Here is a 14,920-nt window from a genome sequence, read left to right on the forward strand (position 1 = left end):
ACAGATATTTTTTTATCACCGTAGAGACGGATGTGATGCCCCTCTACAAAATCGTGCCGCGCTTACGAACCTATCGCCTTACGATAATTACGCAAAGCCCTAATGATCGACATCACAATTTCATGCTGTCCTTCATCGGAGTTCAGGTACTCTTCCTCTTCAGGGTTGTTGATAAAACCGGTTTCTATCAGTACGGCAGGCATAGCGCTGTGGGCCAGCACCAACACACCCTGCTCTTTAACACCATTACTTTCGCGGCCATCAATGCCGGTAAATTCATCATCAACCAGATCACCAAACAGGATGCTTTGCTTGCGGTACTTCTGAATATAAGCGTTGAGGATAATGAGGTTTGAGGGATCGCTTTCATCATAACTTTCATAGTTTTGCTTATAATCCTTTTCCTGGAAGATAGAAGCATTTTCTCGCACGGCCTCTTCCTGCTCTTTTAGCCTGTGGAAACCGTAAACCAGCATCAGTACACCTTTTTGTTTGTGGGCGCGTGCGGCGGTACCCTCCGGTGACGAGTTACAGTGAATAGAGATAAAGAGGTTCCCTTTATTTTGATTAGCTATAGCCGAGCGCTGGTTGAGCGGAATAAAAGTATCATCAGAACGGGTAAGGATAGATTTAACATCGGTAATGGCCGTATCAAGCGCGGCTTTCAGTTTAAGCGCGATGGATAGGGTTACATTTTTTTCAAACGAATGCGATCCCCTCGCCCCGGCATCCTTCCCGCCATGCCCGGCGTCAATAATAACCGTTTTAAACTTAAAGGTAGTAACCGCCGGGATGGTATCCTTTTGCTGCGCGGCGCATACAAAAGGAATAGATAAAAATAAAAGGAAAATTATCCTTAAGAAAAAGCAGGATTTCATTTGTCTACCGCCTTCTTGCTGCATTTAGGACACAATCCATTGGCATAAACGGTAAAGCCCTGCGGCTCAAACCCGGCCGGGAGACTGATGGCAGGCAAATTCATATCATTTAAACAATATACATTTTTACATTGGATGCAGTTAAAATGCAAATGCTCATCGTGATGATCATGCTCATCGCACTTGGATGAACAGAGGGCATAATTAGCCGTTCCGTTCAGGTCGAACACTTTATGGATGATCCCCTTTTCTTCAAAAGCGTTAAGGATCCGGTAAAGGGTAACCCTGTCAATATCCTGCATCAGGCTCTCCAGGTCGGGCTGTGAGGTGGCCGTACTTCTTGACGACATCATCGATAAAACGCGTAACCTCGGCGCGGTTTTTTTCAGGTGATGCTTATCAAGCAGGTGCTCAAAATGCTGTATATCGCGGGTTTGTATCATTGAAAGTATCAGGGTTATTAATTATAAGGCTGCAAATTTAACAATGGTTTATAATTAGCAGCATTAACCCTCGTTTTTATAACGGTATTTTTTGTACCGTTAGTATCGGGGCTACCCGCATCATGCTCATGCCCCTTATGGTTGCAGGCCGGGCTTAAAAAGCAATTAAAAATCAAAAAAGCGTAAAAGAATTTCCGGTGGCGTTTTTGCATCACTCAACTTTTTTAAGTTTATAAACTTTATGATCATGGTTACAGGTGCCGGTAAACCGGTAATTAACATAATGAGCCGCAGCGATGAGCAAACCGCCCGCCGGTACCACCAACGCTTCATTAACAAAAGCCGAAAAAACATGCCCGGCCAAAATCAGCCCAAAACCTGTAGCCAGCATCAGCAGCGGTAAACTACGGTGATGGGTGCGGGTATAAGATAGGCCTATCGAATAAGCGCCTATGGCTAAGGCAAAAATAATCATCGCCCACTCCACCCAGGCGTTGGCTAAAAAACCCAGACCAATAAGCGGCAAACCGGTAAGCACCAGGGGCACCACGGCGCAATGCACAGCGCATAAAGTTGAGGCTGTTAAACCTATGTTGTCCAGTAGCGGTGATAGCTTTTGAAAGTTCATGCCGCAAATATAAACAAGTTATTGCAACATTATTGCATTTAAAAAGTCAATATTCCACACTTATTTAAATTAACAAAATCATGACAATTAGTTAATATTAGTAAATGAAGCCGTATTTTAGCGGCCTTTATTTTAACAATACTTTGAATTTAGCCCCCTTATATCATATAAAACAACTTTGGAAAGAGGCTTATAATACCCGAAGCAGCCGGTTAAAGTTATTAGGCGCAACCATCGTTATCGTAATTATTGTAAACCTGCTTCCTTCCTTTTTTAAACATATTGAACGGAGAACCGATGGCGTTGTACTGCACGACCGACTGCTGGCCCTACTGCCATCGTACGATCTTTCAGTACCGATCTTTATCCTGATCTGGAGCATGGGGTTGCTGATGATGTGGCGCGGACTATACAATCCGAAGGTGTGCATCAGTTATATCTGGACACTTAATTTTGTATGTATTGCCCGTTTTATCACCATAAGTGTGGTTAAACTTAACCCGCCAATTGGCCTGGTACCATTAATCGATCCGAGCACAAGCGTATTTTACGGGCATACTTTTATCACTAAAGATTTGTTTTTTTCGGGCCACACGGCCACCATGGTACTTGTTTACCTGCACCTGCAAAAACGCAGTGATAAGCTCATCGCCCTCATTTGCGCCATAGTATTAGCCGTACTTTTACTCATTCAGCATATCCATTATTCCATAGATATTATGGCAGCGCCATTTTTTGTATATGGCTGCTGGCGGCTAACCAAATGGCTTGGCCTGCAGTAAGCCTTATTCCCAGCTATCCATCAGGTGCATGGTATCTTTCAAATCGGTATAAAGCTTTTTGAAAACCGGGAACATGCGGCTGTAAACTTTGTGGTTATTTTTATCAGGTTCAATTATTTCCTGGTGTTCAACCCGGGTAAGTTGTTCATAACCATGAGGATACAATACCTTAGCGGCAAGATAAACAGCGCCCATAGCTGATGAATCTTCAGATTGCAGCACGGCCAGCTTTTTACCCGTGATATCGGCCAATGTTTGTGTCCACACCACCGAGCCGGTAAAGCCCCCGCTGATATTTACCTGGTGAATTTCCCCGGAAGCATCTTCTAAAGTTTTAAGCACATTGTTCAGGGCAAAGCAGATGCCCTCGAGCCCGGCTCGTAAAAAGTGCGAACGGGTATGTACCGGCTTGATATTGAAAAAAGTACCGCTGGTTTTTGTATCCCAAAGCGGGGCGCGCTCGCCATATAGGTAGGGTAAAAACAACAGGCCTTCGCTGCCCGCCGGTACAGTTGCTATTTCGTTAAACAACGCATCGTAATCGGCACCAACCGGGTTTTCTTTTTTCAGGAAATTCTTTAACAGCCAGTTCAGCGCTATCCCACCGTTGTTTACCGCGCCGCCACAAACAAAAGTTTGCTCATCAAGCAGGTAGTTAAACACCATCGCTTCAAAATTATAAACCGGTTTAGAATGGGTTATCCTTACCGCGCCGCTGGTGCCGATAGTTAAAGCGGCTATCCCCTCGCCTGTGGTATGGCTGCCTAAATTGGCACAAGCGCCATCGCTTGCCCCTATAACAAAAGGTGTTTGAGCGTTAATTGCGGTTAGTGCTACCACATCGTTTTTTACATGAGTACGGTAATAAGTGGTATTAACAGGCTGCGATAATTTAATTGCCGGTATCCCGATCAGTTCGAGGGCTTCACTACTCCAATTCCTGGCAACAATATCAAACATTCCCGTAGCCGAAGCTATGGAATAATCGATCTCAAAAACTTCAAACAGCCTGAACCAGATGTATTCTTTAATGGATATAAATTTACCTGCCGATTCAAAAACATTAGTTTCGTTAACCTTGAGCCATAACAACTTATTTAAAGGCGACATGGGATGAATAGCCGTACCACAATGATGATACAGTGAGGCCCCCTTTGGAGTTGTTCTTAATGCCTGGGCAATGTTTTCACTTCGGGCGTCAGCCCAGGTAATCATCGGGTATAAAGCTACTCCTACATCATTAACAGGAATAATACTGTGCATGGCACTGCTCAGGCTTACAGCCTGCGGGCTGCCCAATTTAGCGGTGACATCTGAAAGGCATTTTACAAAAGCATTCCAGATCAGTTCAGGATCCTGCTCACTATAGCCCGGTTGCGGACTGCTGATCAGGTAATGTGCCGATACCGTGCCTAAAGCCTCGCCGGTTAAACTGATGGCTACAGCTTTGGTGCTGCCTGTCCCTATATCAATGCCTAAAATATATGCCTGCATGGGTGATGTATTTGAGGCCAAAATAGCAAACAGAACCGGGATTTGGGGGGATTTTTAGGATTATGGGATTGGATAAACAATTTGTCTGACAAAATCGTAAATCCCGATTCATATACCCTTCACATACCCCGGCAACTCTTCAATAAACCGATAAGTACAATTTTCATGATCTATCGAACAATAGTAATGCTGCAAGCCGTTGCTCACGGCCAACAAGGCAACTTTATGCACCATATTATACCTTGCAATTTGGTCGAATGTTTTTTGATCGATGGTAACCGAGGGCGCTTTGCACTCCACCATTAATATCCGGCGGCCGTCGGGGTTAAAAACCACAATATCGGTGCGTTTTTGTAGGGTGTTAAGCTTAAGGCCTCCCTCCAGTTTGATGAGCGAGCGGGGATAGTTTTTTTGCCTGATGAGGTATTGTACGAAATGCTGCCTTACCCACTCCTCGGGGGTGATGATGATGTTTTTTTTTCGGATCTCGTCAAACAAGGTCAACGTACCCTGATCATCGCTTATTTTGAACGGGTATGGCGGAAGATTAAGGGGCCGGAGCATTTTGTTGTTACGTGTTAAGTTCTGAGTTGGTAGTTCTGAGTCCAACTTCAAAAGTAAAAAATATCCGCTTAGCATCCCGCTAAATAAAAATACATTCCACTTTTGCCTTACTACTTAGTACTTTTGGCTTTATAAAAGATGACCGCGCCCGAGATACTTAAAGACCTTAAAAACCGTAAATACAAACCCCTGTACCTGCTGCACGGCGATGAACCCTATTTTATCGACCTGATTAGTAATTACGTTGAGCATCAACTGCTGCCCGAGCACGAGCGGGGCTTTAACCAAACGGTGGTTTACGGCAAGGATACCGATATCATGACCGTACTTAACGCGGCCAAGCGCTACCCAATGATGGCCGATTACCAGGTGGTACTGGTAAAGGAAGCCCAGGATATGAAGTGGGGCAAGGAAGACGACAGTAAAAAAACACTCGACCCGGTGCTTAGCTACCTCGAAAACCCGCTGCCCAGTACCATACTTGTTTTTTGTTATAAATACGGCAAGTTTGATAAACGCAAAAAAACTTACAAGGCCATTGATAAGCACGGGATAGTATTTGAATCGGCTACGTTGTATGATAATAAGATTCCGGGCTGGGTTGAAAGCTATGTAAGCGAAAAGGGCTATAAAATAAACACACAGGCATCGGCCATGATAGCCGAGTACCTGGGTAACGACCTGGCCAAAATAGCCAACGAGCTTGAAAAGCTGATGCTGAACGTGAGCAGCGGCCAGGAGATTACCCTGAAACACATCCATGATAACATCGGCATCAGTAAAGAATACAATGTGTTTGAGCTGCAAACGGCCCTTACCAAAAAAGATGCCTTTAAGGTTAACCAGATCATCAATTATTTTGAGGCCAACCCCAAATCAAACCCCATTGTGCTGGTATTAGGCAACCTGAACAATTTTTTCAGCAAGGTACTGGTGTATCATTACGTAAAAGATAAAACCCCGCAAAACCTGGCTAAAGAAATGAGCGTAAACCCCTATTTTATTAAAGATTACGAACAGGCCGCCCGCAATTACCCCCTTGGCAAGGTTTTCCAGGTGATCAGCTACCTGCGCGAGTACGATTTAAAAAGCAAAGGCGTTGAATCAAACGCGCCGCATGGCGAGCTGATGAAAGAGCTGATGTTTAAGATATTACACTAAATCTGGTCGGCGCTTATTGAAATAATTTGGTAGCTATCTGAACAGTTTGCCCTTTATTTACGGTGATGTTAGGGATTGTTTTACTTGTTATTTTATCTAAGCCTTTATAACTTTCAATTTTCACCGAAAACGGATTTTCAGTATTTAACACTTTGAAGGAAAAGGTATGATTTACCTGGCCCCAATTGTTGTAAACTCCGTAATAATTTGAAGCCAAATCGGTTCGTATCCCTTCTGCTTTGGCTTTATCTATATTGTAATAATATAGTTCATTGTTTACATAAATTCGTAGGTATGACGTTTGTTCTGGTATAGCATCTGTTATTGTTACTAATACCTTTCCAACTACGCGCTCAGGAGTTATAGTTTGTTCTAAATCAGCTGCGGATACCTTTAGAGGGGCTTTATAAACAAATGCATCATCCATCAGCATAAAGAAAGGGTTGTGATCGTTAGCAGGATAAAATTTTGCTTCAGCAAGCGGATTGTCGGGATATACCTGTCCTGCTAATGGAATTTTCCAAAACTCCATCGGATTATTCATTCCCCCGCGCTGCGTACCAGCTGTAATTACCAGGGTGTAATTACCAGCCTTTAGCGAATCGGTTATCGTACCAAAAGAGGTTGAGTTATTAATTTCCTGTCTGGAGTTGTTCTCTATCCTAAACAATTTATCGATTTCATCGGGTGATAAGTTTTCTTCCAGACGACTAACCTGCGTGCCTGCAGAATCATAAACCATATACATAATTTTAGGGTAGTATTTATCGTCTGCAGGTAATACTGTCACATTCGGCGTTAATGCATTGTTCCGCAAGGATGTATTAATAGGTGTTACGGTTTTGGTAAAACCTGCTACAATAAAGGTTACCTTGTATTTTGGGGGCTTATCGTTTTTAACAACAGGAGGCTGAGGAGGCAAAACCGGCAGTGAAGCGTTCTTTTTGCAAGAGCAAATTACCGTTAGCATAACAAAAAGCAACATCAGGTTTTTCATGACAGGTTTAAATTTTGTAATTACCAAGGTAATAGAAATAGAACATCCGGCAAAAAAAATCCTTAATATTGTGCATTATATCTATGGAGCTTACATTAAAAACTAAGGCAAACACAGCTTCCAACCTTCTCCGGGCATCGGCAGTGTTATATCTGGTTGATTATTATTTGATTGGCGGCAGGTTTGCATCGTACAGCATGGTAATAGCCATGTGCGTAGTTTTGTGCATTTTGCTGGTGTTAGCCATGTTTATACGGGCCGGGCATGCCTGGCCAAAATGGGTTTTGCTTGTTTTACTGATCCTTACCATCACACCCGATATAATTGGTTTGCCATCAACTATCCGCCAGAATATCGCCGCCGCATTGATGGCTATAGTCATTGATTTGATGCTGCTAACGGCACTGGTGCTGCTTTTTATAAAGGGCAAGGATGATGACCAGGAGCTTGCAGATACCGATATAACCACTAAGCAGGTTAACGATGAACCGGCGGAAGGTGTTTAAATATCAATGAAAATGCAAATATCAGCGAAACGATAATCAACAGAAAGTACAACGTTTTGCGAAGATCTTTGATGTCGCGGTTTTCCTTTAATACCAAAAGCCTGAATGGTTCAACAAACAAGGTTAATACAATAAACAAAAAAGCAAACGTTAACGAAACGGGTTCGTAATTAGAAAAGCCGTTGATTTTATTATTGAAAAATCCTATTAAAAGAGGTATATTCCATCCTATAATAAAAACGATAATGGCCGTTGTTTTAATAGGGAACCGGCCTTGTTCCTGTAGCTTTTTTACCTGGTACCATGTTGATTGATCATGCACTCTCTCTTTGTCAAAAAGTCCGGTCGCTTTTATACTTTCAATAATGCTGTGGAATGGGGTCGTACTTGTAAAAACTATCTTTTTGGGATAGGAGTTTACGGTGTGATTTATCCTGATTCCGCCGACACTTAGTCCCGGTGCAGGCTCAATAGAAGTAATATCCCCTGCATTGAAAAATACTTGCCCGGCAAAACCCATATTTATTGATAACATATCGGCGGTAACACTTAATGTTGCCAAAGGCCAGGTAGCACTGGCATTGCCTATGTATCCTCCGCCGGTAATTTTAAATTCATTCATTTGTGAAGTATGGTTTAGCTATCAGAGGCTGAAGATAATTGAAAATGCAACTATCTGCAATTAGAGTGAAAGATCAACGTATTGTTTATTCACCTAAAATTCTTGTTATGATACTTTTATTTTGTGGAATATCTGAGCCGGGAAATCAAAGCTTGCCAAAAGTGCTGCAGCTACACTCAGGGTTTATTGGCAGAGGAGTCCGGGGCGACCGAACCTTGACATTGATCAGCGTCGGCCCTACATAACACTCCATCCCATAATTTTAATGTAACAATCCCTTACCTAAGGCACCGGGCATTTTACTTTATGCGTGCTTTTTTACATTTTTACGCTAGATTAAAATCACAACGTTTACATGCAGCATTGGTTAGTTAAAAGTGAGCCCTTTAAATATAGCTGGGAAAAATTTAATAAAGATGGCCGTACCTTTTGGGATGGCGTACGCAATTACCAGGCCCGCAATAACCTGCGCGCCATGCAGGAGGGCGACCTGGTGCTGTTTTACCATAGTAATGAAGGCAAAGAGATTGTTGGCGTAGCCAAAGTTGTGAAGGAAGCCTACCAGGACCCAACTACCGATGATACCAACTGGGTAGTGGTAGACCTGTCGCCGGTTGAAACGCTGAAAACGCCGGTAACCCTCGAACAGATCAAAGCCGACCCGAAACTACAGGATATCGGTCTGGTAAAACAGGGCCGCCTGTCGGTGATGGGGTTAAAACGCGAGGAGTTTGATTACATTTTAGAACTGGGCAGCAAATGAGGTTTGGCTACGCTTACCTCCGTCGTTTTTTTCAATCGGGATTTGTAGTTGCGTTATTGATATCGCCCACTTTAGTTAAGGCGCAGGATGTTTTTAGTGCTTTCGCTAATTTATTTACGGTGCCCGATAATTATGTGGTAAGGCATGTAAAACAGCCACCGGTAATTGATGGCGATGTGGATGACGCGGTATGGCAGCAGGCCAAATGGAGTGCCGATTTCCAGGATATTGAAGGCGATTTGAAGCCCAAACCGCCACTGCAAACCAATGTCAAAATGCTTTGGGATGATAGCTGCCTGTACGTGGCGGCGCGTTTATATGATCCGCAGGTGTGGGCAACGCTCACCCATCATGATGATATTATTTACCTGGATAACGATTTTGAGATTTTTATCGACCCTTTAAACAGTACCCATAACTACTACGAGATTGAGGTAAACGCCCTCAACACCATTTTTGATTTGTTTTTAACCCGCCCCTACCGCAACGGTGGTACCGCGGTTACCGGCTGGGACGCGCATGGATTGCGGTCGGCCGTAAAAATACAGGGCACACTCAACAATACAGCAGATACTGACCAGGGCTGGACGGTTGAAATGGCTATCCCTTTTACTGCCCTGCACGATGGTTTTAGCAAAGTAAAAATGAAGCACGGCACACTATGGCGCATCAATTTTTCGCGCGTGGAGTATGATACCCGGGTAGTAAACGGCAAAAACGTAAAACTTAAGGATGCCGGGGGCCGCGACCTGCCCGAACATAACTGGGTGTGGAGCAACCAGGGGCTTATTGCCATGCACTACCCCGAGCGCTGGGGCTATTTGCTCTTCAGCGATCATGAGGCCGACGATGTAACTTTCGGGATGCCTTATGCCGAAGAACAGAAAAAATATCTCTGGCTGATCTATTACAAACAGAAAGAGTGGCAGACAGCGCATCACGAATATGCGCTGTCATTAAAAAAGCTCCATATTGCTCCGCAAATAACCATCACCGGCTATCCTAACGAGCTGAAACTGGAGGCTACCCCTCACCAGTTTACAGCCTATGTTACCGATAGCAAAACAAGGTTAACCTATATGATTAATCAGGATGGCCTGGTACAGCAACAGCTAACCCCTTAACCCCATGAATAAGCGCGAATTTTTGAAAGCCGGTTTGATGGCCGGTGTGGCGGCGCAGTTGCCGCTGCTAAGCAACGCGGCAGTTGAAACAGCCAAAAGCAATAAAAAAAAGGCAATGAAAAACTGGGTATGGACCAACCCCGACCCAAAAGATACCGACGACCAGCTGGCGGCGCGGTATACGGCTTTCAAAGAAGCAGGCATAACGGGTGTTTTTTTTGAGGCCGACAGCGAGCGCCATTTCCGCGCGGCCAAAGCCAAAGGCCTGGAGGCCCACCGCTGGATCTGGACCTTTAACCGCGCCGAACTGGTTACCGAAAAACCCGAATGGTACAGCAAAAACCGCAAAGGCGAATCGTGTGCCGACCATCCGCCTTATGTGCAGTATTATCGCTGGCTATGCCCCTCGCGCCCCGAAGTGCAGGAGTACCTTACCAAAACCGCGGATGATATTTTGGCTAAAGACTATGTAGACGGCATCCACCTGGATTATGTACGCTACTGCGATGTGATATTACCGGTTAACCTGTGGGAACACTACAAGCTTGACCAAACCAAAGAGCTGCCCGAATACGATTTTTGCTACTGCGAAGTTTGCAAGGCCAAATTTAAAGAGCAATACAACCAGGATCTCGACCATATCCAATACCCTGAAGCAAGCTTATCATGGCGCCTGTTCAGGTACAATAACATTACCCGGGTGGTTAACGGCATCTCGGCCGTGGCCCATCAGCATAAAAAACAAATAACAGCCGCCGTATTCCCTACCCCCGAAGTAGCCCGCCGCAATGTGCGCCAGGACTGGACCAACTGGAAAATGGACGGCATTTGCCCCATGATTTACCACGGCTTTTACAAGGAAGGTGTGAGCTGGATAGGTGATGCCGTAGCCGAGGGTGTGCATTTTTTGGCGGGTAAATTCCCGCTGTATGCCGGGTTATATCTTTCAGATTTTAATAACGATGAGGAGATCCGCACGGGGATACAGGTAGCGCTTAAAAACGGCGCTATGGGCATATCGTTTTTTGGGAATGTACGGCCAGAAGTGCTGGCGATACTAAAGGACGAGGTTACGGGGTTTAAGGGATAAAAAGCTTGCGCCAAAAACTTGCGCTCGTTTGCAACGAGCGCTTAATATGGGTTGGCGTTTGCAACGCCAGTGTTCACGTTGTAAACGTAAAACATGTTAAGGACCATTCTAAAAAGCTTGCGCCAAAAACTTGCGCTCGTTTGCAACGAGCGCTTAATGTGGGCTGGCGTTTGCAACGCCAGTGTTCACGTTATAAACGTAAAACATGTTAAGTACCTTTTTAAACGGGCGCAAGTAAAAAATAACACTGGCGTTGCAAACGCCAACCCAACGTTAAGCACTCATTTTAAATGAGCGCAAGAAAAATAACACGGGCGTTGCAAACGCCAGTGTTCACGTTATAAACGTAAAACATGTTAAGGGCCTTTGTAAACGGGTGCAAGTAAAAAAATAACCCTGGCGTTGCAAACGCCAACCCACGTTAAGCACTCATTTTAAATGAGCGCAAGAAAAAGCCGACTGTCAAACTCTGTAAATCCTGGCTCCCACAAAATAAATTCCCAAAAGCCTGCATAATATTTTAATCCTGTTATATTTGATTGTATATAAACCAAACCCAATCCGGTATTTTGGGTTATCATACCGTACCCTAAAAGGTAATTTCATATCTCATGGCCAAAAAAAATACTAAAACCGAAACTCCCTTACCAGACGCGAAGCCTGTAAAAACAAAAAAAGCAGGCGCTAAGGCCAAAACAGAACAGGTTACGCCACCGGTTGAGGCGGCGCCCGTAAAAAAAACTACTAAAACTAAAGCTGTTGCAACGGCCGATAAACCTGCTGCCTCAAAACCTGCAAAAGCGGCTCCAGCTGATAAACCTGCCGCTGTAAAAAAAGCCGCTGCGGCTAAAACTAAAGCGGCCGCGGTTGAAGCCGTGGAAGTTACGGCACAGCAGCAGCCTGTGCAGTTAAAGGCCGTTGAGCCTTACAGCCGCTTTACCGATTTTGATATCAGTTTGTTTAAAGCAGGCAAGCACTTTAAACTGTACGAAAAACTGGGCTCGCATGTGGTGGAGCATTTGGGTGTTGTGGGTACATACTTCGCGGTATGGGCCCCTAACGCGCAGTATGTATCGGTTATAGGCAATTTTAACGGCTGGAACCGCGGCTCGCATAGCTTAAACGCCCGTTGGGATTCGTCGGGCATATGGGAAGGTTTTATTCCAAACATTGGCAACGGCGAAACCTATAAATACTTTATAAAAGCATCAGGCGGCGAAGACCTGGAAAAGAGCGATCCGTTTGCTTTACGCTGGGAACTGCCCCCGCGCACGGCATCGATAGTGGCCGATACTTTTTACGAGTGGAAAGACGAAAGCTGGATGCAAACCCGCCACGAACATAACGCGCTGGATAGGCCCTACTCGGTTTATGAGGTGCATTTAGGCTCGTGGGCGCGTAACCCCGAAAGCCCCGACGAGTTTTTGAGCTACACGCAACTTGCCGAAAAGCTGGTGCCCTACGTTAAAGAAATGGGCTTTACGCATGTAGAGTTTATGCCGATAATGGAGCACCCTTTTTACCCAAGCTGGGGATACCAGGTAAGCGGTTACTTTGCCGCGGCATCGCGGTACGGCACCCCGCAACAACTGATGTTTTTGATTGAGGAGTTCCACAAGGCAGGCATAGGGGTGATCCTGGATTGGGTGCCCTCGCATTTTCCCGGCGATGCCCATGCATTATATAAATTTGACGGTACACACCTGTATGAGCATGCCGACAGCCGCAAAGGCTTCCACCCGGATTGGAAATCGTACATATTTAACTATGGCCGCAATGAGGTGAGGGCCTTCCTGATCAGTAACGCTATTTTTTGGCTGGACAGGTACCATGCCGACGGTTTACGGGTTGACGCCGTTGCCTCGATGCTGTATCTGGACTACTCGCGTAAGCATGGCGAGTGGGAAGCCAACATATACGGCGGTAATGAAAACCTCGAAGCTATCTCCTTCCTCAAAGAATTTAACGAGGCCGTTTATGCCAATTTCCCATCAACGCAAACCATTGCCGAAGAATCTACATCGTTTAAAGGCGTAAGCCGCCCGGTTTACCTGGGGGGGCTGGGCTTTGGCATGAAGTGGATGATGGGCTGGATGCATGATACCATCGATTATTTTAAACAGGATCCTATCCACCGCAAATACCACCATAACGAAATAACTTTCAGCACGATATATGCCTTTACCGAAAACTTTATGCTGCCTTTCTCGCACGATGAGGTAGTGTACGGCAAAGGATCGATGCTGCGCAAAATGCCGGGCGACGAGTGGCAGCAATTTGCCAACCTGAGGTTGATGTACGGCTACATGTTTACGCACCCGGGCGCCAAACTACTGTTTATGGGGGCCGAATTTGGGCAGGGCGATGAATGGAATTTCAGCCAGTCGTTACAATGGCATGTGCTGCAATATCCTAACCACGCAGGCATCAGCGAAACCATGAAAGCGCTTAACCATTTATACCGCCGGGAACCAGCTTTATACGAAAAGGCATTCTCGCACCAGGGTTTTGAATGGGTTGACGGCGGCAATGCCAACGATTCGATACTGGTTTACCGCCGCATGGGGCATGACAGCAAAAACGACCTGATGATTGTACTGAACATGACCCCGGTTGTACGCCGCGATTACCGCATAGGTGTGCCCGCAGCCGGTAAGTGGCAGGAAATTTTCAATTCGGATAACCAAAAATACTGGGGCAGCGGTATCATTAACTACGATGCCGTGCAAAGTGATGCCGTAAGCTGGCATGGCAAGGCGCAATCCATCAAAATAAGCATACCGCCGCTTGGGGCCGCGGTGTTTAAACGCCTGCCCGATGTACCGCCCAAATACGAGTTGAAAAAGTAACAGGTAATCTTCGGCAGTCGTTATCAGTAGCGGAGCAATCGTACACATACAGAGGGGTTAATCAAATCCCGATGTAAAGTTCGCGGTTGCTTCGCATCCTGAAATTACTGATTTGTTAACCTTGTAAACAAGTACAATTTTCAATCGTTACAACTACCATGAACCCTAAATTCAAATTACTTTACCTTACAGGCGGCATTGTAGCAACCATATTGCTCATTGTGCAAATTGTGGCAACCTATCCCAACCTCAATGCCACGGGCGTTGTGCTGGGCGCGCTGCCCGCGCTGGCTTTGTTTTACTTATCCTACAAGGCCTATCATGTTAAAAAGGATAATGAACTGATGTGAGTTAACGGCGAAGTAATTGATTCCGTCCGTCCGTCTCCCCGTCTCCAGGCCTTTGTTTACTAACCGGACAAAAACGGAAACCATTACATAACTACAACTTAGCGGTATCGTTGTTTAATCTCGCATTAAGTTCGGCGGCAAGCTGGCTTAAGTTATAATCTATAGTACTTGCGCCTATGGCTATTGGCGAGCCGTAGTTTTTATAATTAAAGTCGAAACTCTTTTTTTTAAGCCGGTTGGTTTGCATTTCGATATACTGCTCGGGGTTTTTAAGGCCAACGATCAGGAATCGCTGGTTCATCACACCCTCAATGCCGAACGCGGTAATATCATCCCAGGGAATTAACCCCACCGAACTTGCGCCCGTATTATCAAAAATACCATTACTATCAATCACTAAGCCCGGCTTTTTATCGCTTAGTTTTTTAACATAAAAAAAGGCGGTAAAACCAAAAAAAACAATTCCTAAACAGGTTACGCCATATTTAACCAATATATTATCAAAAACAGGGTTACCAATATGCGGCTGAAAAGCCAGGATCCAGGTGCAGATGGCAACAAAGGCTACAGAGCCTAAAGCGCCTTTAATTATTTTGGTTTTGTTTAAGGGGATTTGGATTGGGGAATGAGCTGTCACGGCTGGTCGGGTTAATTGGATTAAAAGGCTTA

The 14,920-nt window shown here is 45.0% G+C and carries 16 protein-coding genes; 8 read left to right on the top strand and 8 right to left on the bottom strand.

Translation table 11 applies throughout. The annotated features are described in order from the left end of the window. Positions 1-62: 62 nt before the first annotated feature. The 3 genes from LX99_RS11585 to LX99_RS11600 all read right to left on the bottom strand — a co-directional run bounded on the left by LX99_RS11585 (position 63) and on the right by LX99_RS11600 (position 1,949). Positions 63-878 (bottom strand): N-acetylmuramoyl-L-alanine amidase family protein, encoded by an 816-nt coding sequence (locus LX99_RS11585; RefSeq protein ID WP_109608081.1) that lies wholly within the window; start codon positions 876-878, stop codon positions 63-65. Beyond that, positions 875-1,321: a Fur family transcriptional regulator gene (locus tag LX99_RS11590; RefSeq protein WP_245927894.1), complete on the bottom strand. Its 447-nt coding sequence runs from the start codon at positions 1,319-1,321 to the stop codon at positions 875-877. Before LX99_RS11590 ends, LX99_RS11585 begins: the two co-directional genes overlap by 4 nt. Before the next feature lie 211 nt (positions 1,322-1,532). Then, on the bottom strand, positions 1,533-1,949 hold the full coding sequence (locus LX99_RS11600; protein WP_109608023.1) for a MerC domain-containing protein: 417 nt from the start codon (positions 1,947-1,949) through the stop codon (positions 1,533-1,535). A 104-nt stretch (positions 1,950-2,053) separates the two neighbouring features. Between LX99_RS11600 and LX99_RS11605 the strand changes: the two genes are divergently transcribed. After that, entirely contained in the window at positions 2,054-2,731 is a 678-nt protein-coding gene (locus LX99_RS11605) for a phosphatase PAP2-related protein (RefSeq protein WP_109608024.1), read from the top strand. Between the two features lie 3 nt (positions 2,732-2,734). On the opposite strand, the gene LX99_RS11610 is transcribed toward LX99_RS11605, so the two are convergent. Both LX99_RS11610 and LX99_RS11615 read right to left on the bottom strand, forming a co-directional pair. Then, positions 2,735-4,225 carry a gluconokinase gene (locus tag LX99_RS11610; RefSeq protein WP_109608025.1) on the bottom strand — a complete coding sequence of 497 codons (1,491 nt, stop codon included), beginning with the start codon at positions 4,223-4,225 and terminating at the stop codon, positions 2,735-2,737. Between the two features lie 108 nt (positions 4,226-4,333). Next, on the bottom strand, positions 4,334-4,789 hold the full coding sequence (locus LX99_RS11615; protein WP_109608026.1) for a type I restriction enzyme HsdR N-terminal domain-containing protein: 456 nt from the start codon (positions 4,787-4,789) through the stop codon (positions 4,334-4,336). Between the two features lie 138 nt (positions 4,790-4,927). Between LX99_RS11615 and holA the strand changes: the two genes are divergently transcribed. Continuing rightward, positions 4,928-5,950, top strand: coding sequence for a DNA polymerase III subunit delta (gene holA, locus LX99_RS11620; RefSeq protein ID WP_109608027.1), 1,023 nt, complete (start codon positions 4,928-4,930; stop codon positions 5,948-5,950). Positions 5,951-5,963: 13 nt separating this feature from the next. On the opposite strand, the gene LX99_RS11625 is transcribed toward holA, so the two are convergent. Next, positions 5,964-6,947 (bottom strand): hypothetical protein, encoded by a 984-nt coding sequence (locus tag LX99_RS11625; RefSeq protein ID WP_109608028.1) that lies wholly within the window; start codon positions 6,945-6,947, stop codon positions 5,964-5,966. Between the two features lie 83 nt (positions 6,948-7,030). Between LX99_RS11625 and LX99_RS11630 the strand changes: the two genes are divergently transcribed. Next, positions 7,031-7,453, top strand: a complete 423-nt coding sequence (locus LX99_RS11630; protein ID WP_109608029.1) for a hypothetical protein — start codon at positions 7,031-7,033, stop codon at positions 7,451-7,453. On the opposite strand, the gene LX99_RS11635 is transcribed toward LX99_RS11630, so the two are convergent. Then, entirely contained in the window at positions 7,425-8,075 is a 651-nt protein-coding gene (locus tag LX99_RS11635) for a hypothetical protein (RefSeq protein ID WP_109608030.1), read from the bottom strand. The genes LX99_RS11630 and LX99_RS11635 overlap by 29 nt on opposite strands. Before the next feature lie 355 nt (positions 8,076-8,430). On the opposite strand from LX99_RS11635, the gene LX99_RS11640 reads away from it, so the two are divergent. The 5 genes from LX99_RS11640 to LX99_RS11660 all read left to right on the top strand — a co-directional run bounded on the left by LX99_RS11640 (position 8,431) and on the right by LX99_RS11660 (position 14,251). Continuing rightward, entirely contained in the window at positions 8,431-8,838 is a 408-nt protein-coding gene (locus LX99_RS11640; RefSeq protein WP_022834074.1) for an EVE domain-containing protein, read from the top strand. Beyond that, a complete protein-coding gene (locus tag LX99_RS11645; RefSeq protein ID WP_109608031.1) occupies positions 8,835-9,962 on the top strand; it encodes a carbohydrate-binding family 9-like protein in 1,128 nt (375 codons plus the stop codon). The genes LX99_RS11640 and LX99_RS11645 overlap by 4 nt, the downstream gene beginning before the upstream one ends. A 4-nt stretch (positions 9,963-9,966) precedes the next feature. Then, the gene (locus tag LX99_RS11650) at positions 9,967-11,052 is read left to right on the top strand and encodes a family 10 glycosylhydrolase (protein WP_109608032.1); all 1,086 of its coding nucleotides are present in this window, start codon (positions 9,967-9,969) and stop codon (positions 11,050-11,052) included. A 611-nt stretch (positions 11,053-11,663) separates the two neighbouring features. Next, on the top strand, positions 11,664-13,901 hold the full coding sequence (gene glgB, locus LX99_RS11655) for a 1,4-alpha-glucan branching protein GlgB (RefSeq protein WP_109608033.1): 2,238 nt from the start codon (positions 11,664-11,666) through the stop codon (positions 13,899-13,901). Between the two features lie 158 nt (positions 13,902-14,059). Further along, positions 14,060-14,251, top strand: a complete 192-nt coding sequence (locus LX99_RS11660; protein WP_109608034.1) for a hypothetical protein — start codon at positions 14,060-14,062, stop codon at positions 14,249-14,251. 91 nt (positions 14,252-14,342) lie between these two features. Here the strand turns inward: LX99_RS11660 and LX99_RS11665 are convergent, their stop codons facing one another. Continuing rightward, positions 14,343-14,888, bottom strand: coding sequence for an STM3941 family protein (locus tag LX99_RS11665; protein ID WP_109608035.1), 546 nt, complete (start codon positions 14,886-14,888; stop codon positions 14,343-14,345). Positions 14,889-14,920 lie beyond the last annotated feature (32 nt).

Origin of the sequence: Mucilaginibacter oryzae, assembly GCF_003148845.1 — a bacterium.
GTDB classification, from domain to species: Bacteria; Bacteroidota; Bacteroidia; order Sphingobacteriales; family Sphingobacteriaceae; genus Mucilaginibacter; species Mucilaginibacter oryzae.